Origin of the sequence: Microbacterium aurantiacum (genome assembly GCF_002872075.1) — a bacterium.
Taxonomy (GTDB): domain Bacteria; phylum Actinomycetota; class Actinomycetes; order Actinomycetales; family Microbacteriaceae; genus Microbacterium; species Microbacterium aurantiacum_A.
In genome coordinates this window covers 1-26083 of record NZ_PGGU01000011.1, presented here as the reverse complement: position 1 = coordinate 26083, position 26083 = coordinate 1, and the positions used below count along the sequence as shown (strand labels likewise).

Below are 26083 nucleotides of genomic sequence, written 5' to 3'. Positions count from 1 at the left end.
TTCTCGGGATGCGTGGGAGAATGAGGCGAGATTCTTCCGAGCCCACCCACTAGTGACTATGATCACAACTGAGCTTAATCACTATTTGTTCCCGAAGGACATCATGACTGTCGACACCCGCCCCCTCGGCCGGCGCGAGCGCAACAAGCTCGACAAGCTCGAACGGATCACCGCCGCCGCCGGAGAGCTCTTCGCCGACCGCGGCGTCGACGACGTCACGACGCAGGAGATCGCCGACCGCGCCGACATCGGCACGGGAACGCTGTTCCTTTATGCCAAGACGAAGGGTGAGCTGCTGCTGCTCGTGCAGAACTCGATGTACGCCGAGGCGCTCGAGCGGGGTCGCGCGGCCGCTGCGGCTGCGGACGGCGTTCTCGAGGGAGTGCTGGCCGTCGTCCGGCCTGTCGTCGAGTGCAACCGCAAACAGATCGACAACGGCCGCACCTACCTCCGGGAAATGGTGTTCGGCGACCCCGAGGAGCCGCACCACAGTGAGGCACTCAGCCTCACGGCTCAGACCGAGGAGCTCATCGCCGAGGTCATCGGCCGCGGCGAGGGCGTCTCGGTCGACGCCGCTCGGGCTCTCGCCCACATCGTCTCGGCTGTCATGTTCGTCACGATGGCTGCCACGGTGAATGCGGAGCGGTCGATCGAGCAGATCCTCGCCGACATCACCGAGCAGCTCAGGGTGATCCTGCCTCGCTGAGGTTCCGTCGCGGCGCTGCCGATGCGCCTTGCCTGTTTTCGTGGACGAGGTGGCTAGCGCTTCTCCGCGATCAGGGAGGTGAGCGCGGAGATGAGCGCCTGAGGGGTTGTCTGCCACATCTGAGGTGAGAGGTGCCCGCTGGCACCCATGCTTGCTATTCCGTGAGCGCTCGTGAGGAGCATCGCTCCGTACAGGTGCGCGTTCTCGTCGCCCACGATGCGTCCGACGATTCGCAGGAATTCGGCCTGTGCGCGACCGGCCGCCTCGATCGAAGCCTCCGGATCCTTCGCGGGCAGCGTGAACATCATCTGATACACGGCGGGCTCGTCGCGGCTCACCGTGATCAGTGCTTCCAAGGCCGACTCGAGAAGGTCGGCTTCCCCGCCGACGCGGGGAGTGCTCACGCGTGCCAACTCTGCGGCGATCCGGTCCCAGCTCTCCGCGCCGACCGCCGCGAGGAGGCTCTCCTTGTCGGCGAAGTGCCGGTACGCCGCACCGCGCGACACGCCGGCCCGTGCGCCGATCTCGCGGAGAGTCACCTTCTGCGGTCCGCCCTCGTTGAGAAGCTCGCGGGCGGCATCCAGGAGCGAGCGACGTGTGGCTGCAGCAGATTCCGAACGACTGACCATGCCACAATCATACGGTTGACGGCGTCACCTGAAGTCGGCGCGAGTGTCGGCCAGGGGATCTACGCGGCCATCTCCTGAAGCCTGGTCAGCAGTTCCTCGCTCGTGTGGGTCTCCTGGTCGAGATTGTCCTGGAGCAACCGCGCGGCTTCCGCATGCACAGGCGTGACAGCCACGATCAGGCTCCGATAGGCCGAGATCTCGTAGTGTTCATTGCCCAGCGCAGATGACAGCGTCACCTGGTCGCGGAGCGATGGGGCGGACTTGCCGATCAGCGACTGCGCCTGCTTCGAGATGCCTTTTGTGCTCGGTGACGGGGCAGTGGATTCTGGCAGCTCGAGCAGGGCGAACACCCGGCGAAGGTTCTCGATCTGTTCCTTCGTCTCATCCTGATGGTGACGGAAGAGCTTCTTCACATCCGCCGAACGTGCCGCGCCGGCAAGCTCCTTCAGTGCTGCGAGCGAGTCGTCCTCCATCGTCAGGGCGGTGCGGAGCTGGTACCGGAGAAGGTCCTGCGGAGACTCGAGCTGTGTCTGAGACATGGTGTCGTTCCCTTTCGTTGTCACGGGTCTGTCACATTAAGGGGGAAACCTGCTCAGGGTTCAGGGGCTTGATCTTTCATGGTGCTGCGAGCTAGGGACGACGGGCGCGCCTGCTGGTCGTGCAGAATCAGGCGACCTGAGGCGTCGTCGAGGAGTGCAAGGATGGTGAGGTGACCCCGACCAGGAAGCCCGCCGTCGTTCGCGGCTTCGCGGCGGCGACTCTGGCGACATTCGCGGCGCTTGCGGGTCACATGACCGGCGGAGGCCAGATGCCGGGACCTCTGGGCATCGTGGTTCCGTGGGTCTTCTCCTTCATGATCTGCGTGCTGCTGGCAGGGCGGAAGCTGTCGGTCATCCGGCTCAGCGCGTCCGTGGTCGTCAGCCAGCTCCTGTTCCATGTGCTGTTCGTCCTGGGCACCGTCAGCCCGTCCGGAATCACGACACCGCACGTGCACGGGGCGCCGATCATCCTTCCCGTCGGTCCCGCCGGCAGCGGCGTCGCCGAGGTCGTCGTCGCCGACAGCTCGATGTGGTTCGGCCACGCGCTCGCCGCGATCGTCACCGTCGTCGTCGCACATCGCGGCGAGCGGCTGCTCCTCGCGCTGCGAGCACTCGCCGTCCAGGCCGCACAGTGGGTGCAACGCCGCGTCGACGCCGTGCTGGCATCACCGAGCCTCGTCGTCCATGAAGAGGCCGACGCGCTGTTCGAGCGCGTCCGCCCGCTGGATGCTCATGCGCTGGCGACGCTGCGGGGACGCGCTCCGCCGGTTCTCAGCGCGATCTGATCCGCACCGGCCGCGCTCCGTCGCCGCCTGGTGTGCTTCCGCTCGGAAGCTCCTGCGCACCCGAGCTGCTCTGAACGTACCGTTGGCGCCGTCTGTCGGCGCCCGACGAGAGGCCCTTCCTCATGTCCCCTTTCCACAGGATCAGCGCGGCGCTCGCCGTGGCCGTCGTCGCCGTGCTGGCGACCACGACACCGGCATCCGCACACGACCAGCTGGTGTCCAGCACCCCCAGTGCGGGCGAGCAGCTCGCTTCGGCTCCGGAGAGCGTCTCCCTGACGTTCTCCGGAGACCTCATCGTCCTCGATGCGTCCATGACCGGAGCCCTGGTGATGGTCGTCGACGAATCGGGTGACGACTGGGCCACCGGAGAGGTCGAGGTCGAAGGGAACGTGGTCACCGCGCAGCTCGAGGCCGGAATGCCGGTCGCGGGCTATCAAGTGCGATGGCAGGTCGTCTCGGAGGACGGGCACCCGATCTCGGGCGTGATCCCGTTCACGGTCGGCGAGGCCGAACCGATGGTCACGGCATCGACGGGCAGCAGTGCGTCAGACGGAGCGTCTGACGCGGAAGATCAGATCGCAGGTGAATCGAGCAGCCTCCTCCGGATGCTGCTCATCGGCGCAGGAGGGGCAGCTGTCGCTGCCGCCGGCTACGCGCTCTATCGATTCCTTCGTCGCCCCAGGGCGACAGCCGCCTCGCCGGACACGGGCGAGGCGGAGAACCTGTGAAAGGCAACAGATGAACACCTTCAAGACCCTTCCCCGTGCCGCGGCGTTGCTCGCCGTCTCGTTCCTCGCCCTGACCGGCTGCGCGGCCGCCACTGCGCCCGCCGCAGTGGATTCCGCGCCGGCCGGCGACGTCGTCACCATCGAGGACGCCTGGGTGAAATCAGCCGCCGAAGGCATGTCCGCCGCGTTCGGCACACTCGTGAACAGCGGTGACGAGGATGTGACGGTCGTCTCTGTCGAGTCCGACGCGTCGCCGATGCTCGAGCTGCACGAGACCGTGGAGAACGAGGCCGGAGAGATGATCATGCGCGAGATCGAAGGCGGATTCGTCATCCCCGCCGGCGGTGAACTCGCGCTCGAGCCGGGCGGAAGTCACATCATGCTGATGAGCCTCACCGAGCCTCTGCAAGCCGGCGACGAGGCGACCTTCACCCTCACCTTCTCCGACGATTCGACCTACGAGTTCACCGCGCCGGTGAAGGACTTCTCCGGCGCCAACGAGAACTACGAGGACGGCGACGATCACGAAGGCATGGATCACTGATGCCGGCGCCCGCTGAGGGCGCGCGCACCGGTCACGTCCGCTCGACCCGGCGGCAGTTCCTCCTCGGAGGAGCTGTCGCCGGGATCGGCGCGGCCGCGGCGATCGGTGCCGACCTCGCTCTCAATCGCACGGATCCCGACGACGCACCACCGTCGACGCCGATGAACGGCGACGCGACGGTGCCGTTCTTCGGTGAGCATCAAGCCGGCGTCGACACCGCCGCCCAGGCGCACGGGACTTTCATCGGCCTCGATCTGCATGACGGAGCCGATGCCGCAGCCCTCATCCGCTTGATGCGCATCCTCACCGACGACGCGGCCCGTCTCACTCAGGGACGGCCGGCGCTGGCCGATTCCGAGCCGGAACTCGCCCTGTCTCCCGCACGCCTGACCGTCACGTTCGGCTTCGGCCCGGAGTTCGTCGCGCGTGCAGGCGGGACGAGACCCGGATGGCTCGCCCCGCTGCCCGCGTTCGGCATCGACCGACTCCAGCCGGAGTTCTCCCATGGAGATCTCCTGCTGCAGGTCGCCGGCGATGACCCGCTCACCGTGGCGCATGCGACGCGGATGCTGCTCAAGGACGCGCGTGGCTTCGCATCCATCCGCTGGACCCAGCAGGGGTTCCGGCGTGCCTATGGCACCGAACGACCAGGCACCACGATGCGGAACCTGTTCGGACAGGTGGACGGCACGACCAATCCGCAGCCGGGCTCGAAGGACTTCGACCGGGTGGTCTGGTCGGATGACGGCTGGCTCGCCGGCGGGACGGGCATGGTGATCCGCCGCATCCGGATGGATCTGGACAAGTGGGACCGGCTTGATCGCAGCGGACGCGAAGCGTCGGTGGGAAGAACGATCGCGCACGGGGCTCCGCTGACCGGGACCGACGAGTTCGACGAGCCGGACTTCGACGCCACGACCGCCGTCGGCTTCCCGGTGATCCCGCAGTTCGCGCATATCCGACGGGTCCGCGGCGACGGCGACGAGCGCATCTTCCGCCGCGGCTACAACTACGACGAACGCCCGTACGGAGCCGAGGTCTCCGAATCGGGTCTCCTCTTCGTGTCTTTCCAGGCCGACGTCGAGCGCCAGTTCGTCCCTATGCAGCGACGACTCGACGAGCTCGATCTGCTCAACGAATGGACCGTGCCCATCGGCTCCGCCGTGTTCGCCGTTCCGCCGGGGTGCGCCGAAGGCGGCTTCATCGGCGAAACCCTCCTCACCGGAAAGCGCTGACATGACTCTGACCATTTCCGAGACCATGCGCCCGAAGCCGCCGCCCAGAGGCGGCAAGAACGGGCGCGGCTGGTTCGGCGCCCTTCTGCTGCGCCTGCACTTCTACGCCGGCGTCCTCGTCGGCCCGTTCATCCTCATCGCAGCCGTCAGCGGCGGCCTCTACGCGCTCACCCCGCAGCTCGAGCAGATCGTCTACGCCGATCAGTTGCACGTGCCGAAGAGCGAGACATCCCTCACCCTGGCCGAGCAGATCGGTGCAGCCGATGCGTACACGGGGGAGGCCGCGGCCCTCTTCGCCGTGCGCCCCGCACCCGAGCCCGGCGACACGACGCGCATCATGTACGCCGAGGACGGACTCGGTGACGGCGAGTCCCGTGCCGTGTTCGTGGACCCGGGCACCGGTGAGATCCGAGGAGACCTGATCGTCTACGGCACCAGCGGATCGACCCCGCTGCGCACCTGGATCAGCAACCTGCACCGCAGCCTCCACCTCGGCGACGCCGGGCGCCTCTACAGCGAACTCGCCGCATCGTGGCTCGGTATCGTCGCTGTGGCAGGGCTCGCGCTGTGGATCATCCGCATCCGCCGAGCTCGCGTCAAGAAGGACCTCATCCGGCCGAACCGCAGGCACACCGGGTATCGCGCGCTCTTCGGCTGGCACACGAGCATCGGGATCTGGATGCTCCTCGGAGCGCTGTTCCTCTCGGCGACGGGCATCACCTGGTCCCAATACGCCGGAGCCAACGTCGACGCGCTGCGGGGCGCCTTCGACTGGGCGACGCCGGCTGTCAGCACCAGCCTCGACGGGGGAGCGGCGGCAGCGGACGAGCATACGCACCATCACGCACCGGAGAGCGCACCGACGGGGCGGGCGAACCCCGCCACTTTCGACGCCATGCTCGCGATCGCCCAGCGTGAGAACGTGAACACCGGCGAAGTCGAGATCAAACCGCCGGCGGAACCGGGCACGGCCTGGACGACCCGGGAGATCAAGAGGAGCTTTCCGACCGAAGGCGATTCCCTCGCCATCGATGGCACGACCATGCAGGTCGTCGATCGCGCCGATTTCGCGGACTTCTCGCTCGCCGCGAAGCTGGCCAGCTGGGGCGTCGGCATCCACATGGGCGTCATGTTCGGGCCGGCCAACCAGATCGTCCTGTTCCTGCTGGCCACCGGTCTCGCCGCGATGGTCGTGCTCGGCTACCGGATGTGGTGGAAGCGGCGCCCGGTGCACAGCGAGGGCCGCCTCGTCGGCAGTCCTCCTCGGCGCATGCTGCACGACGCTCCCTGGTGGGGCGTCGGCGCTGTCGCGGTCGTTGCCGCCCTCATCGGTCTCTGGTTGCCCCTCGTCGGATGGACCCTCCTCGGGTTCGTCATCCTCGACACCGCGATCGGCCTGCTCGCATCCCGGAGGGCCGGCGCCTGAACGCACAGAGGGGCGGAGCTGTTCGCTCCGCCCCTCTGGGTCGTTCCTGTTCGCGGGTCAGCCCGCGGCGGGAGCGATCTCGACCGGCGCGACATCGAGCTCGGTGCTGGCGAGCACCCTGCCCGAGGTCAGGTCGACGGCGTGCACGCTGTTCGCTGCCGGTTCGGTGACGTAGGCCACGTTCCCCAGGACGACGATGGCCGGGTGAGCGTCCTGCCATTCGGCCGGACCCTCCCACGCCTCGATGACCGGGTAGCTGTCGGTGATCTCACCGGTCTCCGGGTCGAGAACGTGGATCGAGCCGTCGGTGCTGAGGATGTAGGCGAGATCCTCCGGGCCGCGCACCACGTCGCGGAAGGTGTACTCGACGCCGTCCGGAAGATCCACGACCTCGAGGGTCTTGGCGATCGTGTCGATGAGCGTGACGGCGCCGAGGAGGTAGCCCTCCGCGTCGACGTCGTTCTTGTAGTCGCCGACGATGATGGGGCTCGTCTCGCTGACGTATGCGTTGCCCATCCGGCCGTACGGCTGGTCGGGTGAGCTGAGCTTGACGATCTCGCCGTTCGCGTAGACGAGCGCGCCGTTCTCGCACCCGAAGACGACGACCTCGTCCTTCGCGGTGCCCTCGCCGTGAACGCCGGGGCACTGGTCGGACGAAGCGATCTCCGCGCCGGAGGCGTCCTTTGCGACGATGCCGTTGCGGCCGTCGGCATTCCCCACCGTGGTGAGGAAGGTGCCGTCCTCCAGTACGACCGAGACGCCGTGATGGGCCTCGACGCCGGGGACCGTCTCGACCTCGGGCAGCTCATCGGCGCTTCCGAGGTCGGCAGAGTCGAAGATCGTCGTGTCGCTGGTGCCGTCGGCGTAGAGGATCGTCTTGCCGGCGTGGCGGACGACGTGGCCCGGTGCGTCGGCGGGGAACACCAGGTCGGTGAGCTCTGCCTCATCGGAGGAGCCCGCGCCCGTGTCGAGCACCTGGAAGCCCTCGCTCATCGTGACCATCACGTGGCGGTCGTCGCCGGCCGGGCTCAGTCGTGTGAACGGCTCGGATTCGAAGTCGGCGACGGTGTCGAGGCTCTCGCCGTCGAGCACGAGAATGCCGCCGTCATACGAGATCGCGACCCTCGAGCCCGCCTCGGTGTCGGCGGTGGAAGCGGGAGCGGTCGAGTCGCCGCCGGACGAGCACGACGCGAGCGTGATGACGGCGCCGATGGCCGCGGCGCTGATCAACGCGCGGCGAAGGGGGGAGGTTCGCATATGCATGCCTCTTTCTGATGGGGGTGGTGGTCTCACCGCGTGAGACCGGTGGTGATGCGGTCGGTGTTGACGCGCATCATGGTCAGGTAGTCGGGAGCGCCCTCGTCGGGTCCGGTGAGCGATTCCGTGAAGAGCTCGATGACCTCGACCTCGACATTCGCCTCGCTCGCGAGGGCCTGGACCAGGCGGTCCGGAGACGACGACTCGGCGAAGATGGCGGGGACGCCGGTCTCCTCGATGGCGGTGACGAGATCTGCGAGGTCGGATGCGGAGGGCGCGGCCAGAGTCGTCCCACCGGGGATCACGGCGCCGACGATGTCGAAGTCGAAGCGCTCGGCGAGGTAGCCGAACACGTGGTGGTTGGTCACCAGTGCTCGTCGATCCTGCGGAATCGTCTTGAACGCGGCCGACATCTCCGAGTCGAGGGCGCGCAACTCATCGCGATACTCGCCGACGCTCTCCTTCAGCGACTCCGGGTCGATACCGTCGATGCCGGCGAGCACCGGCTCGATCGCATCGACCACGTCGATCATCCGCTCGGGGTCGGTCCAGAAGTGCGAGTCCGGCATGCCTTCGGCGTCGCCCTCGCTGTAGTCCAGGACCTCGATCGCGTCACCGGCGACGAATGTGGGAACGCCCTCGGCGCCGGCAGCGTCGAGGTGCTGCTGCAGCCCCTCTTCCAGGCCGAGGCCGTTCGAGACGACAAGATCCGCTTCGCGAAGAGTCGCCGCCTCCTGCGCGGAGATCTCGAAGGAATGGGGGTCGGCGTTCGGCTTCATGAGCGTCATGACCTGCGCCTGATCTCCGACCAGCTCCTCGACCACGTCGCCGAGGATGTTGGTGGACACCACGATGAGGGGGCGTGTATCCGCAGACGCTGCGCAGGACGCGAGGCCGGCCGCGGTGAGCCCGGCAAGGGCGAGTGCCGCCAGGATTCGTGTCGAACGCATGTCATCGTCCCGTCTCGGCGACGAACGCCGGCTCGGTCGCGGTGTCGAAGGTGCGTGCGATGCGTGCGCCGTCCGCGTAGTCGATCTCGTACAGCCGGTGCTCGGCCGGCGCACTCAGATACGCCCTGTGCTGATCGGCGATCAGCGTCGGAAACGCGCCGGCCATCATGGAATCGGCCACGAGCGGTTCGGTCTGGGCGAGGAGCGACCCGTCCTCTCCGTTCAGCACGAGGACCCGTCCGTCCTGCGTCAACGCGAGCAGGTGGTCGTCATCGTCGTCCACCGCGGTGACGTGCACGAGCGGGACGGGCGAGGGGAGGAGTTTCCACGATCTGTTGCGGGTGTCCAGCAGCCAGATGCCCTCTGACCCGGCGAGGCCGGCGACCGTGGGGCGGCCCTCCCGGTTGTCGAACGATCTCGCCGCCGGTGCTGTCGCGCCCTCCGGATACGGGATGCGCTCCACCTGCAGTTCGTCGTCGGCGACGTGCGCGAGCAGGGCCCCGTCACGGCATCCGATGACGGCGCCGACGCGCGTCGTGACGGTGCCGGCGGGATCGGCGCAGGGTTCCTCGAGGCCCGTCTCGGTGCCGTCGGTGGAGTAGCCGACCACCGTGGCGGCCACTCCGTCCACCGCTTCGGTGACCAGGGCGAAGGATCCGACGGGGACGACGAGGCCGTCGTGCGGTTCCCGCTCGATGCGGAACTGCTCGGTGATCTCGCCCTTCGACAGCGCCTCGGTGTCGAGCAGCACGGCGTCGCCGGAACCCGCGAAGGAGATGCCGGTGCCGCCGCTCGTGGACAGGTTGGATGTCGCGACATGCGCGGGCCCGTCGCCCGCCACGGAACCCAGTAGGCGCGGTGCGGCGCGGTAGTAGTGGAAATGATCGATGTGATCCCAGGTCCACACTCCGCTGTCGACGATCTCCAGCCCGGCACCCGCGTCGGCGAAGAGATAGCGGCCGTCGGTCGACATGCCCGTGGGCGGAGCCACCTCGCCCAGCTCGGTCAGACTCTCGTCGAGCAGGTCGAGGTGGGTGACATTGCCGTCGGGGGCGATCCAGGTCAGGCCGAGCTGCGGTTCGGCGACTTCTTCGGCGCCGGTGATGGCTCCGTGGCCGTCGCCTGCGGCATCGTCCTCCGAAACGGGGGCAGCGGAGGGTCCGCTCGAGCAGGATGCGAGGGTGAGGATGAGGGCGCCGGTGAGGGCGACGAGGGCGATGCGGGAACGCACGGGATCCTTCCTGGTTGTGTTCGTGCAGGTGCATCCGACACGGCCATCGAGCCGTGTCGGATGTCGCTTCATCGCGACGGCTGGTCTTCGACGCTCGGCGTCCGTGACCGGGTGGAATCGAGAGCCGCGCGCGCCGCCCACGACACGCAGGTGAGCAGGATGGCGGCGGCGGCGACGGATGCTCCGGCGGCTGTGGCCGCGTACCACGACGCCAGGAGTCCCACGAAGACGGCGGTCACGCCGAAGAGCGACGCGAGCATCATGCGGGTGGGAATCCTGGAGGTCCAGTGGCCGGCGGCGACCGCCGGGGCGAGCAGGAGCCCGACGACGAGCATCGATCCCACGGCCTGGTACGACGCGACGACGGCGAGGGTGACCAGTCCGACAAGGGCGGCCTGCGCGACCTGCGGCCGCAGCCCGAGCACCGACGCGATGCGTTCGTCGAGCGCGAGAGCGACGAAGGAGCGGTGACAGAGCAGGGCGACGGTCAGCCCGACGACCGCGGCGGCGGCCAGCAGGATGAGATCGCCGTCATCGATGGCGAGGATGTCACCGAACAGGATCGCCGTCGCATCCGTCGCGAAGCTGCCGGAGTGCGAGATGATGATGACCCCCAGCGCGAGCATCGAGACGAACAGCAGACCGATGCTGGTGTCGTACGACAATCTCGCCCGACGCTGCAGCGCGCCGATGCCGAGGCTCATCGCGATGGCGCTCAGCGCCCCGCCGGCAAGCACCGGCAGCGACAGCACGGTCGCCAATGCGACCCCCGGAAGCATGCCGTGCGCCAGCGCCTCACCGAGAAATGCCATCCCGCGGATGACGACCCACGTGCCGACCACGCCGCAGAGGATCGCTACCAGGGCACCGCCGAGGAGTCCGCGCTGAACGAAGTCGAGGGCGAACGGGGCGAGCGCGGCGGCAGGAAGGGCAGTCACGATCAGTGAGCCTAGAGGTTTATGAGAATGATTATCAAACTCGTAAGCTGGTTCCATGAGTTTCCCGACCCAGGCGGACACGACCGCTGCACGACTGACGAGCATCAATGTGTCGTTCGAAGGGCGCGCAGCGCTGTCGGCCGTCGACGCCGACGTTCGCGCCGGTGCGCTCACCGTCATCACCGGGCCGAACGGCGCGGGGAAGTCCACGCTGCTCGAGGTCCTCGCGGGTACGAGGGCGCCGGCGTCGGGGACGCGAATCGTCTCCGGCGCGATCGCCTTCGTGCCGCAGCGGGCCGCGATCCCGATGCGCCTGCCGGTGTCCGTGAACGACGTCGTCAGTGTGGGGGCGTGGGGCCGTCTTGGACCCTGGCGGCGGATGGACTCCACGGCGCGGGGGCTTGTGAAGGACTCCCTCGAGCGACTCGACATCGACGTACTCGCCCGGCATCCGTTCGCGTCCCTCTCCGGAGGGCAGCAGCAGCGCACGCTGCTGGCGCAGGGGCTGGCGCGGAAAGCGGATCTCCTGCTTCTCGATGAGCCGACGACGGGGCTGGATGCCGCGAGCAGCCTCCGCATCCGTGCTGTGCTGCGGGAGGAAGTCGAGCGCGGCGCGGCTGTCGTCTGCGTGTCCCACGACCCCGCCGTCATCGCGGATGCGGAGTACACGATCCGGCTCTCGGACGGCCGGGTCGCCTGACCACGCCACTCACGGCGACTCCTCCACGATCAGCGGCCACGCGGGCAGCGGATCGGCGAATCGTCTCCATGCCGCCGGACCGGCCGTCAGCTCGTCGTCGGTGAGGGCGGCGACGTCGAGGGCGCGACGGAGTCCTCCCGGATCGAGGTTCAGGCCGGTGAGCGAGATGTCCTGCGCCGTCGTCGCCGTCTCGATGTCGGAGGAGAGCGGGTCGATCCAGATAGCCGAGCCGACGTGGTCCCAGCGCGCCAGGATGCCGGGGCGCGTGGCGAGGCGGCAGAACCCCGCTGAGCGGAGGACGGTGCCGTATGCGCCGGCGTCGATGTCGTTCAGCGCGGCGGACAGTCGGGCGGGGTGGAACGGGCGCTGCTGCTCGTATCGCAGGGTCGTCACCCGCGGATCCGTCATGTAGGGGTCGTGCTCGTCGTTGAGGGCATGGACCCACCCGGCGCGCTCGAGCAGCGGTGCCGGCTCCTGTTGCGCCGAGGAGAGGGAGCGGATGTCTTCCGCTGCCTCTCGGGAGAGGCGGACCCGAGCGGTCGGATTGAGATGGGAGGCGATCGTCATGAGCAGGGCGAGGTCTGCGGTGGCGACCGTTTCCCAGTTCACGAGGATGATCAGCGTCGCGCCCTCCAGAAGGGAGACCGCGCGCCGGGCGCGTGCACCGAAGTCGCCTCGATCGTCGCCCTCGGCCACCACGTCGATGAGCGGCCTGCCGTCGTGAAGGTCATCGAGCATGTGCACAGCGTCGACGACGCAGATGACGGTGGATCGCGGGTCGGCGGCGAGGCCGAGGTGCGGCAGGTCGAGGTCGGCCGAGACGTCGGCGACGATGCGAGGGGGCGTCGCTGCGGCGAGTGGCGGCGCCGTCGAGAGCTGCAGTCCCTCCTCCCGCTGGGACGGCGGGCGCTCCGCGAGCAGGATGAGGTACCCGTTTGTCGCGCTCGCGAGCGATGCCGCGTATCTGCGGCGCTCCGGTGCGCACACTCCGACGACGACGAGGGGATCCCTGTGCTCCACGAACGACCTGCTCTTTCCTTTTGGTGGTTTCCGCCTCTCACCCTAGTCTGTTAATGAGAAGGATTATCAATAAGGAGATCATCATGAAGGTTCGAGCGTCACTCAAGTCCTTGAAGAATCAGCCGGGCGCGCAGGTCGTGCGCCGCCGTGGCCGGGTGTTCGTCATCAACAAGCTCAACCCGCGTTTCAAGGGGCGCCAGGGCTGAGCCGAGGGCCCCATGCCGTCGTTCCGGTCGACCGGCGGATCCGGGCCGTGATGGCCACATATTGAGGTGTCCTTCCCGGCCCGCCAGCGGTACTGTCAATCGACGGGGCACGTGTTCCGCCGAGTGCGGTGACACTGGCAACGGCGACAGCAACGACAACGACGACTGAGGCGATCTCGTGAGCACTGTTGACATCCCTAGCGCCCGGGATCGCGCGGCAGCGCTCGTCGTCGGAGTCTCAGCCACCGCCGCTTTCGTCATTCTCCGCGTCGTCGTGGCGCTCGGCGGTCATGAGCCCCTCGCCGTCGACATCTGGTGGCACGATCTGATGGCTTCGGCAGTCAGCGACGTCGGCATCGTCATCGCCTGGATCCCCGCGGTCGTCGGCGGCACGATCGGCATGATCGTCGTCGGAGCCGTGCTGATCCTGCTTCTGCTGTGGCGCAGACGACGGTGGGATGCCGCGACGCTGGCGATCGCCATGGTCGCCGTCGTGGCCATCGGCGCGACGATGGCCGCGGTGATCGGCCGCACACGACCGCCGGACTCGCTCGCTGAACGAATGGCGACGTCATTCCCCTCCGGTCACACGGCCGTAGCGGCGACCGTTGCCATCGTCCTTGCCCTCGTACTCCGGCGCTGGTACGTATGGGCACTGGGTGCGATATGGATTCTCCTGATGATGTGGAGCCGGGCCTATCTCCAGGCGCATTGGCTCAGCGATGTGGTGGCGGGCATGCTCGAGGGTGTCGCCGTCGCCACGCTCGTCTGGATCGCGGTCGAAGCCGCGCGCGATCGTCACGCCGTCCGTTCCGTCGGCGTAGCCTCTCCCGAGCAACCGATCGAAGGCGCTGTGAACTCATGAACCCGAACAATTCAGCCTCGTCTGCGGCCAGGGCCGCGCAGGACTCCACAGCGTTCCGGGTTCTCGCCCGCGTCGGCTACGTGGTCCTCGGCATCCTGCACCTCCTGATCGGAGCCATCGCGATCTCGATCGCCACCGGAGGCGGCGGCGGGGACGCCGACCAGGGCGGCGCGATGGATCAGATTCAGAAGTCGCCGGCGGGTGCAGTTCTACTCTGGATCATCGTGATCGGTCTCATCGCGCTCGCGATCTGGCAGATCGCCGAGGCCATCGTCGAGCGCGACCCCGACACCAAGAAGAAGTGGGGCTACCGGATCAAGTTCCTCGGCACAGCTGCCGCCTATCTTGCGATCGCCGGCACCGCTCTGGTGTCTGCCCTCGGCGGCCAGTCCCAATCATCCGAATCCTCGCAATCGTTCAGCGCGCGCCTGCTGGCCGCGCCGGCGGGCGTCGCTCTGCTCGTGACCGTCGGTCTCATCGTCGGCGCGATCGGCATCGCCTTCATCGTGCGCGGCATCACCCGAGCGTTCAAGAAGCACCTCGTTCTTCCTTCGGGGAGCGCGCGCACCGGCATCATCGCGTTCGGCGTCGCCGGATACATCGCGAAAGGCGTCGCCGTCGCGGTGGCCGGCGTGCTCTTCATCATCGCCGCACTCACGCACGATCCCGAGACGGCAGGGGGACTGGATGCCGCGCTCCGCGCTCTCGCGGGACTCCCATTCGGCGCCGTCATCTTGTGGACGGTCGGTGCCGGGCTGGTCCTGTACGGCCTCTTCTGCTTCGCCCGTGCCCGCTACGCGCGAATGTAAGACGAGCAGATCTGCAGCGGAAGGACCCGTGCTGCTGCATCGTCGGCCACGGGACGCGTCGTCTTCGCCCCCGTGCTAGCATCATGCCGACCCCACGGGTGCCCGAGCACGGGCTGAGATCTGGCTGATGCTGCCTGCGACCGTCGAACCTGTCCGGGTAATGCCGGCGTAGGAAGCAGGAGCACTGTGAGCACCTTTGAAGAGGTGCGCGTTCTCGCGCACCATCACGACGAAGAACACGGCATCTCGGTGCCCGTCACCCGCATCTCGCTGGCCGATTCGCCGGATGCCTCCGCGAACGCTCCGTTCGATGTGTACCGCACCGAAGGGCCGCCATGCGAACCGGAAGCGGGCCTTCCGCCGCTGCGGGACGGATGGATCGTCGCGCGTGGCGACACCGAGGAGTACACGGGCCGGGCTCGCAATCTGCATGACGACGGCCGCAGCGCCACCCGGCGTGGCGCGGCCTCCGCCGAATGGCGAGGGGCGAGCCGTGCGCCGCGGCGCAGCCTCGAGGGCCGCACCGTCACCCAGATGCACTACGCGCGTCAGGGGATCATCACGCCCGAGATGCGCTTCGTCGCCGTGCGCGAGGCGTGCGATGTCGAACTCGTCCGCGCCGAGGTCGCCGCGGGCCGGGCCATCATCCCGGTGAACGTGAACCACCCGGAATCCGAGCCGATGATCATCGGTCGGGCATTCCTGGTGAAGATCAACGCGAACATCGGCAACTCCGCGGTGACGAGCTCGATCGCCGAGGAGGTCGACAAGCTGCGCTGGGCGACCAAGTGGGGTGCCGACACGGTCATGGACCTGTCGACCGGTGACGACATCCACACCACGCGCGAGTGGATCCTGCGCAACTCGCCGGTGCCGATCGGCACCGTGCCGATCTACCAGGCGCTCGAGAAGGTCGACGGCCAGGCGCACAGCCTGACCTGGGAGGTGTTCCGCGACACCGTCATCGAGCAGTGCGAGCAAGGCGTCGACTACATGACGATCCACGCCGGCGTGCTGCTGCGCTACGTGCCGCTGACGGCGAACCGGGTGACCGGCATCGTCTCGCGCGGAGGCTCGATCATGGCCGACTGGTGCCTTGCGCACCACCAGGAGAACTTCCTCTACACGCACTTCGACGAGCTGTGCGAGATCTTCGCCCGGTACGACGTCGCCTTCTCGCTCGGTGACGGACTGCGTCCGGGGTCCACCGCAGACGCGAATGACGCCGCCCAGTTCGCCGAGCTGGACACCCTCGCCGAACTCACCGACCGGGCGTGGGAGTTCGACGTGCAGGTGATGGTCGAGGGCCCCGGCCACATCCCGTTCGACATGGTGCGCGAGAACGTGGAGCGGCAGCAGGGGCTGTGCCAGGGTGCCCCGTTCTACACGCTCGGGCCGCTCGTGACCGACATCGCCCCCGGCTACGACCACATCACCTCCGCGATCGGCGCCACCGAGATCGCCCGCTACGGCACCGCGATGCTCTGCTACGTGACTCCGAAGGAGCACCTCGGCCTGCCGAACAAGGACGATGTGAAGACCGGTGTGATCACGTACAAGATCGCCGCGCACGCCGCGGACATCGCCAAGGGGCACCCGGGCGCACGCGACCGCGACGACGCCCTGTCGAAGGCCCGATTCGAGTTCCGCTGGCGCGACCAGTTCGCGCTGTCGCTCGACCCCGATACCGCTGAGGCCTTCCACGACGAGACCCTGCCCGCCGAACCGGCCAAGACGGCGCATTTCTGCTCGATGTGCGGACCGAAGTTCTGCTCCATGCGCATCTCGCAGGACATTCGTGACCGTTTCGGCGGTGTCGCCGAGCAGACCGCGATCGCGGGGATGCAGCAGCAGGCCGACGCCTTCCGCGAAGCGGGGGGAACCGTCTACCTTCCTGCGCCCGCGCTGCGGGAGCCGGACGACGGGGCATCTGCCGAGATGCAGCCAGAGCCGACTCTCCGCGGCTGAGAGGGTGTCACATCTCGGGCAGCCGGGCCCGCAATTGCCGCGCAGCCTCGGCCGGGTCGTCGGCCTCGGTGATCGCGCGCACGACGACGATCCGGTTCGCGCCGGCGGCGACGACCTCGTCGACCGTGTCGAGATCGATCCCTCCGATCGCGAACCACGGATGCGCGACACCGGCGACTCGATCCGCCTCGGCGGCCGCACGCACGAGGTCGAGACCGACGGCGGCGCGGCCGGGTTTGGTGGGCGTCGCCCACACCGGTCCCACGCAGAAGTAGTCGAGCACCGACTCGGCGCGGGCTGCGGCGAGCTGTTCGGTGTCATGGGTGGAGAGGCCGAGAGCGACGTCGTCGCCGACGATGCGGCGCGCAGCCGGCCGGGGCAGATCGCCCTGGCCGAGGTGCAGCACGGGCGCGGCGGCGGTGGCCGCGACGTCTGCGCGGTCGTTGACGGACCAGAGCCGACCGTGCCGCTCTGCCGCCTCGCGGAGGACGCCGAGCAGCTCGAGTTCCTCAGCGGCTTCGAGCGCCTTGTCCCGCAGCTGCACGATGTCGACGCCGCCCGAGAAGGCCGCGTCGACGAACTCGGCGAAGTCACCGCGGTCGCGGCGGGCGTCGGTGCACAGGTAGAGCCGGGCGGAAGAGAGCAGCATGCGGCGAGTGTATCGGTGCGCTGCGACGCCGTTGTGATCGGTGGGGGGATCGTGGGTCTCTCGATCGCGTGGGGGCTCGTGCGGGCGGGCCGCGACGTGCGTCTGGTCGATCCGGCACCGGCGACGGGAGCGACGTATGCCGCAGCCGGCATGATCACCCCGGTCAGCGAGCATCGGCCCACAGAGCGGGCCCTGCACGCCCTCGCTCAGGAGTCGGCGGCGGACTACCCCGCGTTCCTCGAGGCGATCCCCGGCGGAGGTGGGTGCGGATTCGAGGCTGCCTCGACCCTGCTCGTCGCCGTCGATGACGCGGACCGGCACGCCATCGACGAACTGGCCGCCCTCCGACCCGGAGAGGTCGAGTCGCTGACACTGCGCGAAGCACGCCGGCTCGAACCTCTCCTGGGTCCGCGGGCGACTGCGGTCCGTCGCGTGCAGGAGCACCGTGTCGACCCGCGGAACCTCGCTGCCGCACTGCTCGCCGCCCTGGGCGATCGCGTCGTGCGTGGGGCCGTTCGGAGCATCCTGCACGAAGACCCGAACGACCCGATGTCGCCCGCGATCGGTGTGCGCATCGATGACGGCGTGATCACCGCTCGCGAGGTCATCGTCGCGAGCGGCCTCGATGCTGCCCGCGTCGAGGGGATGCCGTTCCCGGTGACTCTGCGCCCGGTGCACGGAGACATCCTGCGACTGCGCGTTCCCGGGCGGTTGTGGCCGCTGCTGAACTGCACGTTGCGTGCGCGCGTGCACGGGTCATCGGTCTACCTGTTGCCGCGTGCAGACGGCACCGTGGTGGTCGGCGCCACCCAGCGCGAGCACGGCGGGGCCTCGGTGTCGGCCGGAGGGGTGTACGAGTTGCTGCGCGACGCGACCGCCGTCGTTCCCGCTGTCGCGGAACTCGAACTGCTCGAGGCCACGGCGCGGGCTCGGCCGACGACGCTCGACAACGCGCCGCTGCTCGGGCGTGCCGCGCCCGGTCTGATCATCGCGACCGGGTTCGGGCGTCACGGCGTGATGCTGGCGCCGATCGCCGCGGCATCCGTCGCCGCACTCGTCGACGGCGTCGCGCCGCCCCATATCGCTCCCTTCCGCCCCGACCGGTTCGCCGCGTCGCCCGTCCCCCTGGAGGTCTCATGATCGACGTTCATCTCAACGGCGCCCCCGCCCGCTTCGAACCCGCATCCACGGTGACCGACGTGGTCGCCGACCTCACCGGACGGAGCATCGGCCCAGACGGTCGTGCCACCGACGGCACAGGGCTCGGGCTTGCCGTCGCCGTCAACGCGACCATCGTGCGCCGAGGCAGCTGGGCTGAGACGGTCCTGCGCGCGGGCGATGAGATCGAGGTCCTCACGGCGGTGCAGGGTGGCTGAGCGGGAAGACGCCTTCGAGATCGCCGGGGTGCCGTTCTCGTCGCGGCTGATCATGGGCACGGGCGGTGCCGAGAGCCTCGCAGACCTCGGCGCCGCATTGACCGCATCGGGCACCGAGCTCACGACCGTCGCCGTGCGTCGCTACTCGCCGCAGGCGGGCACCCTCTATTCGATGATCGCCGAGCGCGGCATCCGCCTGCTCCCCAACACCGCCGGGTGCTTCACCGCACGCGAGGCGGTGCTCGTGGCAGAGCTCGCCCGCGAGGCGTTCGAGACCGACTGGGTGAAGCTCGAGGTCATCGCCGACGAGGACACGCTGCTGCCGGATGCGGTGGAACTGGTGGATGCGACGGAGCAGCTCGTGCAACGCGGATTCACCGTGTTCGCCTACACGAACGACGATCCCGCTCTGGCGCTGCGCCTGGAGCACCTCGGCGCAGCGGCGGTGATGCCTCTCGGCGCCCCGATCGGCACCGGACTCGGCATCCTCAACCCCCACAACATCGAGCTGATCGTCTCGCGCGCATCGGTGCCCGTCGTGCTCGACGCGGGGGTCGGCACCGCGTCGGACGCGGCGTTCGCGATGGAGCTCGGCTGCGACGCCGTGCTTCTCGCCAGTGCCGTCACCCGGGCGATCGATCCGGTCGGGATGGCGCGGGCGTTCCAGCACGCGGTCATCGCCGGACGGCTCGCCGCACGTTCCGGGCGCATTCCGCAGCGACGGCACGCTCTCGCGTCGTCGCCGATGTCTGGACGGCCGGACCTGTGAACCTTCCCCTTGTGAATCCAGCGGCACCCCTCGAAGAAGACGCTCGTTCCCGCTACGCCCGGCAGCTCGCGCTTCCCGGGATCGGCGACGCCGGGCAGCGCCGTCTCGCCGCGGCGCGGGTGCTCGTCATCGGCGCCGGCGGGCTCGGCACCCCCGTGCTCGCAGCGCTCGCCGCAGCGGGAGTGGGCGTCGTCGGCGTCGTCGACGACGACGCCGTCGAGGTCAGCAACCTGCATCGCCAGCTGCTGCACGGCACGGCCGACCTCGGACGACGGAAGACGACATCGGCTCGCGATGCGCTGCACCGGATCAATCCGGAGGTGGAGGTGCACGAGCACCGCGTGCGGCTCACCGCGACGAACGCCGACGAGCTCCTCACCGGCTACGACCTCGTCGTCGACGGCTCCGACAACTTCGACACCCGCTATCTCGTCGCCGATGCCGCCGAACGCCTCGGCATGCCCTGCGTATGGGGTGCCGTGCTCGGTTACGAAGGCCAGGTGACCGTGTTCTGGCCGCCGTACGGTCCCGGATACCGCGACCTGCATCCGGACACCCCGGGCGACGCGGCCACGTGCGCGACCGGCGGCGTGCTCGGCATGGTCTGCCACGCGATCGGAGCCGTGATGGCGGCGGAGGTGATCAAGATCATCACCGGCGCCGGGCGCACCCTGCTCGGACGGCTGCTCATGTTCGACGCTCTGGACGCCACCTGGCGCACGTTCGCGCTGTCACCCGACCCGGACCGTCCGGCGGCTGGTGCGACCGAGGCCGATGCATCCCCCGCGGTGCCCGTCGTGCTGCCGTCGGAGCTCGCACGCGAGCTCGCCCGCGATCCAGGACCGGTCGTCATCGACGTGCGCGAACCGGCCGAGGTCGCCGGATCTCTGTCGGGTGCATTGCGGATCCCGCTGGGCTCACTCGCGTCTTCGCCGGTCCTCGATGCGCTCGCGGCGACGACACCGGTGGTCACCGTATGCGCGTCGGGGGTGCGGGCGGCGCGTGCAGGGGCGCTGCTCGCCGAGCGCGGCTTCCGCGACGTCCGGTCATTGGCCGGTGCGGTGGGGGCGGTCGCAGACGCGACGGCACACATGGCAGACCGCGCGTGACGCCTACGCGGTCGTGAGCAGCAGTGCGGCGTTGTGCCCGCCGAATCCGAAGGAGTTCGACAGCACCGTCTGGGTGGCGTGGCGGCGGGGGAGATCGCGCACGAAGTCCCAGTCGCCGAACTCGGCGTCGTTGAGGTTGATGGTGGGCGGGAGCTGCTGATCACGCAGCGTCATCACCGCGATGATGGTTTCGATGACACCGGATGCTCCGAGCAGATGCCCCGTTGAGGACTTCGTGGCCGTCAACGGGATGGAGTGGGCGCGTTCACCGAGCGCGTGCCCGAGGGCCGCGATCTCGGCGCGGTCTCCGAGCAGCGTGCCGGTTCCGTGGGTGTTCACGTGATCCACCTGATCGGACGAGACGCCGGCGTCGGCGAGGCAGGCGCGGATCGCGGCCGCGGCTCCGTTCCCGTCCGGATGCGGGGCCGTCGGATGGTGAGCGTCGCTCGTGTCACCGAAACCGGACGCGACCGCCTGCGGACGGGCACCGCGGCGACGCGCGGAGTTCTCGGCTTCGAGGAGCACCGCTCCCGCTCCCTGGGACATCACGAAGCCGGAGCGCGACCGGTCGAAGGGGCGGGATGCGGATGCGGGGTCGTCGGCGTACCCGGTTGCCAGCGAGCGGAGGTTGGCGTTCGCGGCGAGGTGCACCGGATTCATGCAGTCGTCCATGCCCACGACGAGGACGGCATCCGCGTAGCCGTGGCGGATTCGGCGCATCCCCTCGCCGATCCCGACGGCGCCGCTCGCACACGCCGCGACGACGGCCTGGGTCGCGCCACGGGCGCCGCAGCGCTGGCTGAGGATGCCGGCGGTGGCGTCAGCCGTCCCGAAGACGACCAGAGCCGGCGAGACCTGACGCGGCCCTCGATCGCGGAAGCCGGATGCTGCCTGGAGGACGGTATCGACCGGACCCGAGCCCGTCGCGACGATGATGCACAACCGATGCGGATCCCAGGGCAGCGACCCGATGCGCCGATCCACTCCGGCATCCGCCAATGCCTCGTCGGCAGCCGCGATCGCCCACCGCTGCACCGGGCTCAGCCGCCGGGCGACGGGCGCGGGCAGACCCGTCGCCTCGGTATACCTGCCGACGAGACCGCCGACCCGAACCGATAGCCCGGCGGTGAGCTCCGCGGGAAGGAGGGTCACGCCGCTGCGGCCGTGGAGAACCGACTGCCACAGGTCGGGAGCGGTCGACCCGCTGGGGGTGACCGCGCCGACACCCGTGATCGCCACGGCGCGCGCCGCCATCACAGTCGCACGACGTCTCGCTCTGTCGACACGAGCCGCAGCGTCTCATCGCGGCGCACCTTGCCGCCACCGGTGCGGGGCAGCCCTGCCACCGCGTACCAGCGCCGGGGCACGGAAGCAGAGGGGAGCCGTTCCGCCGCCCACCGCTGCAGCGCACGCTTGGACGGCCGGTCGCCTTCGATGACGAGGCCGACCACGACCCCCAGCCGTCGATGCGGCTGCGCGATCGCGCAGGCCGCTCCGAGTCCCGGCATCCCGTCGAAGACCTGCTCCACCTCGGTCAGTGAAACCTTGTGCCCGCCTGTCGCCACGACGTCACCCCGGCGACCGACGAAGCTGAAGATGCGGTCTTCGAGGAATCCCTGATCGTGCACGGTCGCCCACCCCGCGGCATCCGACAGCACGGCCCGGGTGGTGTGCGCGAGGTACCGGTCGGAGCACGATGCTGACCGGACCCAGAGCGTGCCGAGTTCCCCGGCTCTGACCGGACGCCCGGCATCGTCGCGGACGGATGCCTCGACCCGCGGGTACAGCCGAATGCCGGTGCCGCCGGTGTCGCGGCTGTCGCCGATGAAGCCCAGTTCCCCGGCGCCGTAGTAGCTGATGATCCGTGCGTGGGGCAGCTCGCGGGCGACGATGGCACGGGTTCCTGCCGATAGAGACGCGCCACCGGTGACGATCAGGCGCAGCGCCGCGAACCGACCGGGCGCGCGGCGTGCGGCATCGGCGAGGGCGTGCAACGCGGACGGCACCGTGACGAGGCGGGTGACCTGCTCACGCTCGGCCCGGGTCGTCAGCCACAGATCGGCGAGCCGGTCGGCCAGGTGCACTCGGCCGCCGGTGGCGAGCCCCTCGAAAAGGGCATACAGGGTGAGGCTGTACGAGAGCGGTCCCGGCGCGAAGGTGGCGACTTCCGGATCAGCCCCCAGGAACTCGCGCGACACCGCGAGGTTCGCCCGATACTGCGCGCGCGTCTTCAGGAAGGCCTTCGGGTCGCCCGTGGTCCCCGAGGAGAACAGCATGAGGAACGGCGCGGTCTCCGCGTTCTCCGGACGGGCGATGTCGTCGGTGGGGTGAGCATCGACGTCGCGCGGGTGGATGGCGACGCCGCCCCACCCGGCGGACCGGAGCGCCGCAGGCAGACCCGGTGCATCCGTGATCAGGATCCGCATCCGCGCACTCTGGATCATCCGGACCTGCAACGCCACCGGCCACTGCGGGTCGACGACGGCGAGGACCGACGGGCCGGCCTCCAGCCCGACCACGAACCGCGCTGCCGTGAAAGCCGAACGAACGCAGATCCCGACGACCGGCGCCTCTGCGGGATCGGATGCCCCCGCGAGCGATGATGGCAGGCAGCCATCGACGAAAGCGGCGATCCGTCGAGCGTCGCGGTCGAGTTCGGCATAGGTGAGGTGCGCATCCGCGCTGACGAGCGCGACCCGGTCGGGATCGATGGTGGCGACACGGCGCACGGACGACGAGACAGGCGTGATCGACTCTTTCCGTGCGGATGCGGACGGGGTGGCGCCAGTCTACTGAACGGTGTTCAGGGAGAAGTGGCGAAGCCGCTCGGTCGTCCGTACAATGAACAGATGTTCATTGAAAAGGGGAGCCATGCCGCGCAGTTCTGAGCAGAACGAGGCGCTGCGATCGGCGACCCGCTCGGCGATCGAAACGGCCGCCGTACAGGTGTTCGCCCGCCGTGGCTTCGCTGCTGCGAGCATCCGGCAGATCGCTGATCAGGCGGGCATCAGCACAGGGTCGATCTATCGGCACTACTCCGGCAAGGAAGAACTGTTCGAGGAGTTGCTCGCTCAGGCCTCGCACGGTATCGAGGGTGCTGCGACGCGATTGTCGGAGGAGGGCGATCCGAAGGGCATGATCCTCGCGTTCACTGAGGCTTATCTCGTGGCGCTCGCGGCGGACGACGGTGCGGCGGAGTTCTCGACGGTCATGGAACACGGCATCACCACCGACACTCCTCTCGGCACCGCTGAACGACTTGCGCCGATGCAACAGACGCTCTGGCGCGCGTTCTCTGCGCTGGTGCGTCGAGGTCAGAGCGAAGGTCAGTTCGTCGATGGGGATCCTGACCAGCTGACCGCGTGCTACTTCGCGATGATCTCCGGCCTCACCACGATGCGCATCACCATGCGCGACCGATTCTCCGAACCCGACACCGCCATGATCCTTCGAATCCTCACGGGAGAGACCAGATGACCATCCAGATCACACGAGCCGACGAGCTCGGAGAACGGCACCGGCGCGACATCGCGGCGGTGCTCGTGCGCGGATTCGCCGAGGATTTCGCCTTCTTCTCGAAGGACCCGGAGGTCCTGACCGACGCGTTCGCACCCATGATCATTCTCGAGCGCTTCCATGTCGCCATGGTCGACGGTGCGCCGGCCGCTGTCGCCGTGGTGACCGAAGGCGATCAAGAATGCTTCGATCCGGACCGGCGCGAGCTCCAGCGCACTCTTGGCGTGATCCACGGCGCCATCAGCCATCGCATCATCCGCAGCCAGTTCATGGGTGCCTATGAGGGCGCCCGGCCGGGACTCACCGAGATCGCCTTCGTCACGACGGCGCCCGAGCATCAGGGCAAGGGCGTGGCCTCCGCCCTTCTGCGTCGGATTCTCGAGCAGCCATCGGACGGCTTCGTTCTGCGTGACATCAAGGACACCAACGCGGCGGCACTCGGGCTGTACGCCAAGTTGGGGTTCACGGAGATCCAGCGCCGGCCGATCCGATTCGCGAAGCGCGCGGGGTTCTCTTCCTATGTCTCCATGGGACTGAGAGGCGTGGGCCAATAGCGACGGCCCGCGAGCCCCGTGCGGCGAGGGCCCGGTCACATTCCCGCCGCGTCCGTCGTCTTCTTATCGACCCGTCATCTCGGCGGGCATCAGAAGGAGACACCATGCTCGCATCGCTCGACGTTCAGCTCGCCGACTTCACCGGCGCGATCATCACCCCCGATTCCGAGAGCTACCCGCAGGCGGCACGCACCCCGATGGCCTCGGCCGCGCCCTCGCTCGTGCTGCGCCCGACAGACACGACCGACGTCGCGCGCGCGATCCGGTTCGCCGCCGCATCCGGCCTTCCGGTCGCCGTCCGCGGAGGCGGCCACTCGGTCGCCGGCTTCAGCACCGTCGACGGCGGGATCGTCATCGATCTGCGCGCTCTCGACTCCGTCGATGTGCTACCCGATCGCCGCGTGCGCGTCGGCGGTGGCGCGCTGTGGCGGCACGTGGTCGACGCCCTCGGCCCGCACGGTCTGGTGATCTCGTCGGGAGACACCGCCGACGTCGGAGTCGGCGGACTGACTCTCTCCGGCGGCATCGGCTGGATGGTGCGCCGCGACGGACTCACCCTCGACCACCTCCGGAGCGTCGAAATGGTGACGGCATCCGGCGACGTTCTCGTGGCGGATGCCGCGCACCACACCGAGCTCTTCTGGGCGCTGCGCGGCGGCGGCGGCGCATACGGCATCGTCACGGCGTTCGAGTTCGAGGCGCACCCCACACGGACCGTCGCGTTCGCGGCCCTCACCTTTCCGGCCGATCAGGTCGAGTCGATCGTCACCGGATGGGTCGCGCACATGCGGCAGGCGCCGAACGCGATCGGATCGACCGTCGTGCTGGCCAACCCGCTTGCCGGCGGACAGGATGCTCCGGTCGCGGTGACGCTGGTGCGATCGGACGGAGGCGACCTCGACGAATCCGTCGCCGCCCTCGCGTCGATCGCGGCCCCGATGTCGGCGGACGTGCGGCGACGCGCCTACGCGGAGATCCTGCATCCGGGGGCGGAACTGCCGCTCGGACTGCGCGCCGTGGTGCGCAACGGGTTCGTCGCGCCGGACGCCGCGGATGACGCCGCCCTCGCCGTCGCCCGGGTCGCGAGGGAAGCACAGCCGTCGTCGATCGTGCTCCACAGCCTCGGCGGGGCGTTCGCCGATGTGCCGGTGGACGCCACGGCCTTCGCCCATCGCGAGGCCGAGCTCATGATCACGACCTTCGCGGTCGGTCCGGATGCCGCAGCAGACGGCATCCGTGTGCGGATGGACGAGGTATGGAACGAACTCGAACCGTACGTCACGGGCGCATACGCGAACTCGCTCGACGGATCGGCGGCGGATGCTGTGGCGTCGATCTACCGCGCGAGCACCCGCGTGCGCCTGGCGCGGGTCAAGGCCGAGTACGACCCGGCCGACTTGTTCTCGCGCAACTTCGGTGCACGTCCCGCACCCGCACCCGCTCCCGCAGACGCGAGGCAGGGTTGATGCCAGGAACACCGGAACGGCCGGTCCGGCGGCTGCCGGACCGGCCGCGGCTCGTGCTCAGTGGATCGCGTACACTGCGCCACCGACGATGACGGTGACCGCAGTCGT

The 26083-nt window shown here is 68.9% G+C and carries 28 protein-coding genes and 1 riboswitch; of the genes, 18 read left to right on the top strand and 10 right to left on the bottom strand.

Annotated elements, in window-relative coordinates:
* The first annotated feature begins 103 nt into the window (after positions 1 to 103).
* Positions 104 to 706 (top strand): TetR/AcrR family transcriptional regulator, encoded by a 603-nt coding sequence (locus tag CUR96_RS08960; RefSeq protein ID WP_102193006.1) that lies wholly within the window; start codon positions 104 to 106, stop codon positions 704 to 706.
* A 53-nt stretch (positions 707 to 759) separates the two neighbouring features.
* Here the strand turns inward: CUR96_RS08960 and CUR96_RS08955 are convergent, their stop codons facing one another.
* Entirely contained in the window at positions 760 to 1335 is a 576-nt protein-coding gene (locus tag CUR96_RS08955) for a TetR/AcrR family transcriptional regulator (protein WP_102192970.1), read from the bottom strand.
* A gap of 59 nt (positions 1336 to 1394) precedes the next feature.
* Positions 1395 to 1874, bottom strand: a complete 480-nt coding sequence (locus tag CUR96_RS08950) for a ferritin-like domain-containing protein (protein WP_102192969.1) — start codon at positions 1872 to 1874, stop codon at positions 1395 to 1397.
* 170 nt (positions 1875 to 2044) lie between these two features.
* On the opposite strand from CUR96_RS08950, the gene CUR96_RS08945 reads away from it, so the two are divergent.
* The 5 genes from CUR96_RS08945 to CUR96_RS08925 all read left to right on the top strand — a co-directional run bounded on the left by CUR96_RS08945 (position 2045) and on the right by CUR96_RS08925 (position 6592).
* Positions 2045 to 2659: a hypothetical protein gene (locus tag CUR96_RS08945; protein WP_102192968.1), complete on the top strand. Its 615-nt coding sequence runs from the start codon at positions 2045 to 2047 to the stop codon at positions 2657 to 2659.
* A gap of 122 nt (positions 2660 to 2781) precedes the next feature.
* Positions 2782 to 3387 carry a copper resistance CopC family protein gene (locus tag CUR96_RS08940; RefSeq protein ID WP_102192967.1) on the top strand — a complete coding sequence of 202 codons (606 nt, stop codon included), beginning with the start codon at positions 2782 to 2784 and terminating at the stop codon, positions 3385 to 3387.
* Between the two features lie 10 nt (positions 3388 to 3397).
* Entirely contained in the window at positions 3398 to 3931 is a 534-nt protein-coding gene (locus CUR96_RS08935; RefSeq protein ID WP_102192966.1) for a copper chaperone PCu(A)C, read from the top strand.
* Complete coding sequence (locus CUR96_RS08930) at positions 3931 to 5166, top strand: Dyp-type peroxidase (protein ID WP_102192965.1); 1236 nt, start codon at positions 3931 to 3933, stop codon at positions 5164 to 5166. Before CUR96_RS08935 ends, CUR96_RS08930 begins: the two co-directional genes overlap by 1 nt.
* Position 5167: 1 nt before the next feature.
* Complete coding sequence (locus CUR96_RS08925; RefSeq protein WP_102192964.1) at positions 5168 to 6592, top strand: PepSY domain-containing protein; 1425 nt, start codon at positions 5168 to 5170, stop codon at positions 6590 to 6592.
* A gap of 57 nt (positions 6593 to 6649) precedes the next feature.
* On the opposite strand, the gene aztD is transcribed toward CUR96_RS08925, so the two are convergent.
* The 4 genes from aztD to aztB all read right to left on the bottom strand — a co-directional run bounded on the left by aztD (position 6650) and on the right by aztB (position 10968).
* A complete protein-coding gene (gene aztD, locus CUR96_RS08920; protein WP_102192963.1) occupies positions 6650 to 7849 on the bottom strand; it encodes a zinc metallochaperone AztD in 1200 nt (399 codons plus the stop codon).
* A 32-nt stretch (positions 7850 to 7881) separates the two neighbouring features.
* Positions 7882 to 8799 carry a zinc ABC transporter substrate-binding protein AztC gene (gene aztC / locus CUR96_RS08915; RefSeq protein WP_102192962.1) on the bottom strand — a complete coding sequence of 306 codons (918 nt, stop codon included), beginning with the start codon at positions 8797 to 8799 and terminating at the stop codon, positions 7882 to 7884.
* 1 nt (position 8800) lies between these two features.
* Positions 8801 to 10030: an ABC transporter gene (locus tag CUR96_RS08910; protein WP_102192961.1), complete on the bottom strand. Its 1230-nt coding sequence runs from the start codon at positions 10028 to 10030 to the stop codon at positions 8801 to 8803.
* Positions 10031 to 10098: 68 nt separating this feature from the next.
* The gene (aztB, locus tag CUR96_RS08905) at positions 10099 to 10968 is read right to left on the bottom strand and encodes a zinc ABC transporter permease AztB (protein WP_245861157.1); all 870 of its coding nucleotides are present in this window, start codon (positions 10966 to 10968) and stop codon (positions 10099 to 10101) included.
* Between the two features lie 55 nt (positions 10969 to 11023).
* Here aztB and aztA point away from each other — a divergent pair, with 55 nt between their 5' ends.
* Positions 11024 to 11668, top strand: a complete 645-nt coding sequence (gene aztA, locus CUR96_RS08900; protein WP_102192959.1) for a zinc ABC transporter ATP-binding protein AztA — start codon at positions 11024 to 11026, stop codon at positions 11666 to 11668.
* Between the two features lie 9 nt (positions 11669 to 11677).
* Here aztA and CUR96_RS08895 read toward each other — a convergent pair whose 3' ends face one another.
* Entirely contained in the window at positions 11678 to 12688 is a 1011-nt protein-coding gene (locus CUR96_RS08895) for a GTP-binding protein (protein ID WP_102192958.1), read from the bottom strand.
* Positions 12689 to 12771: 83 nt separating this feature from the next.
* On the opposite strand from CUR96_RS08895, the gene ykgO reads away from it, so the two are divergent.
* The 4 genes from ykgO (at position 12772) to thiC (ending at position 16536) form a co-directional block, all read left to right on the top strand.
* A complete protein-coding gene (ykgO, locus tag CUR96_RS08890; RefSeq protein ID WP_036311902.1) occupies positions 12772 to 12894 on the top strand; it encodes a type B 50S ribosomal protein L36 in 123 nt (40 codons plus the stop codon).
* 178 nt (positions 12895 to 13072) lie between these two features.
* Positions 13073 to 13759, top strand: coding sequence for a phosphatase PAP2 family protein (locus CUR96_RS08885; protein ID WP_102192957.1), 687 nt, complete (start codon positions 13073 to 13075; stop codon positions 13757 to 13759).
* Positions 13756 to 14568 (top strand): DUF1206 domain-containing protein, encoded by an 813-nt coding sequence (locus CUR96_RS08880; RefSeq protein WP_102192956.1) that lies wholly within the window; start codon positions 13756 to 13758, stop codon positions 14566 to 14568. Before CUR96_RS08885 ends, CUR96_RS08880 begins: the two co-directional genes overlap by 4 nt.
* A gap of 84 nt (positions 14569 to 14652) precedes the next feature.
* Positions 14653 to 14760, top strand: a riboswitch (TPP riboswitch).
* Entirely contained in the window at positions 14755 to 16536 is a 1782-nt protein-coding gene (gene thiC, locus CUR96_RS08875) for a phosphomethylpyrimidine synthase ThiC (protein WP_102192955.1), read from the top strand. Its footprint overlaps the riboswitch before it by 6 nt.
* Positions 16537 to 16543: 7 nt before the next feature.
* On the opposite strand, the gene thiE is transcribed toward thiC, so the two are convergent.
* Positions 16544 to 17185, bottom strand: a complete 642-nt coding sequence (gene thiE, locus CUR96_RS08870) for a thiamine phosphate synthase (protein WP_219721972.1) — start codon at positions 17183 to 17185, stop codon at positions 16544 to 16546.
* Positions 17186 to 17236: 51 nt separating this feature from the next.
* Between thiE and CUR96_RS08865 the strand changes: the two genes are divergently transcribed.
* Genes CUR96_RS08865 through CUR96_RS08850 form a run of 4 tightly spaced genes read left to right on the top strand, consistent with a single transcriptional unit; the run spans position 17237 to position 20439 of the window.
* A complete protein-coding gene (locus CUR96_RS08865) occupies positions 17237 to 18325 on the top strand; it encodes an FAD-dependent oxidoreductase (RefSeq protein WP_102192954.1) in 1089 nt (362 codons plus the stop codon).
* Complete coding sequence (gene thiS, locus CUR96_RS08860) at positions 18322 to 18561, top strand: sulfur carrier protein ThiS (protein WP_102192953.1); 240 nt, start codon at positions 18322 to 18324, stop codon at positions 18559 to 18561. The genes CUR96_RS08865 and thiS overlap by 4 nt, the downstream gene beginning before the upstream one ends.
* A gap of 52 nt (positions 18562 to 18613) precedes the next feature.
* Positions 18614 to 19330: a thiazole synthase gene (locus tag CUR96_RS08855; RefSeq protein ID WP_245861159.1), complete on the top strand. Its 717-nt coding sequence runs from the start codon at positions 18614 to 18616 to the stop codon at positions 19328 to 19330.
* 11 nt (positions 19331 to 19341) lie between these two features.
* Positions 19342 to 20439: a ThiF family adenylyltransferase gene (locus CUR96_RS08850; RefSeq protein ID WP_245861156.1), complete on the top strand. Its 1098-nt coding sequence runs from the start codon at positions 19342 to 19344 to the stop codon at positions 20437 to 20439.
* Positions 20440 to 20442: 3 nt separating this feature from the next.
* On the opposite strand, the gene CUR96_RS08845 is transcribed toward CUR96_RS08850, so the two are convergent.
* Complete coding sequence (locus CUR96_RS08845) at positions 20443 to 21678, bottom strand: beta-ketoacyl-[acyl-carrier-protein] synthase family protein (RefSeq protein WP_245861155.1); 1236 nt, start codon at positions 21676 to 21678, stop codon at positions 20443 to 20445.
* A 14-nt stretch (positions 21679 to 21692) separates the two neighbouring features.
* Positions 21693 to 23168 (bottom strand): class I adenylate-forming enzyme family protein, encoded by a 1476-nt coding sequence (locus tag CUR96_RS08840; protein ID WP_245861154.1) that lies wholly within the window; start codon positions 23166 to 23168, stop codon positions 21693 to 21695.
* A 142-nt stretch (positions 23169 to 23310) separates the two neighbouring features.
* Here CUR96_RS08840 and CUR96_RS08835 point away from each other — a divergent pair, with 142 nt between their 5' ends.
* From CUR96_RS08835 to CUR96_RS08825, 3 genes are all read left to right on the top strand, one after another.
* Positions 23311 to 23916, top strand: a complete 606-nt coding sequence (locus CUR96_RS08835) for a TetR/AcrR family transcriptional regulator (protein ID WP_102192948.1) — start codon at positions 23311 to 23313, stop codon at positions 23914 to 23916.
* Complete coding sequence (locus tag CUR96_RS08830) at positions 23913 to 24509, top strand: GNAT family N-acetyltransferase (RefSeq protein WP_102192947.1); 597 nt, start codon at positions 23913 to 23915, stop codon at positions 24507 to 24509. The genes CUR96_RS08835 and CUR96_RS08830 overlap by 4 nt, the downstream gene beginning before the upstream one ends.
* 104 nt (positions 24510 to 24613) lie before the next feature.
* On the top strand, positions 24614 to 25975 hold the full coding sequence (locus CUR96_RS08825) for an FAD-binding oxidoreductase (RefSeq protein WP_102192946.1): 1362 nt from the start codon (positions 24614 to 24616) through the stop codon (positions 25973 to 25975).
* Positions 25976 to 26083 lie beyond the last annotated feature (108 nt).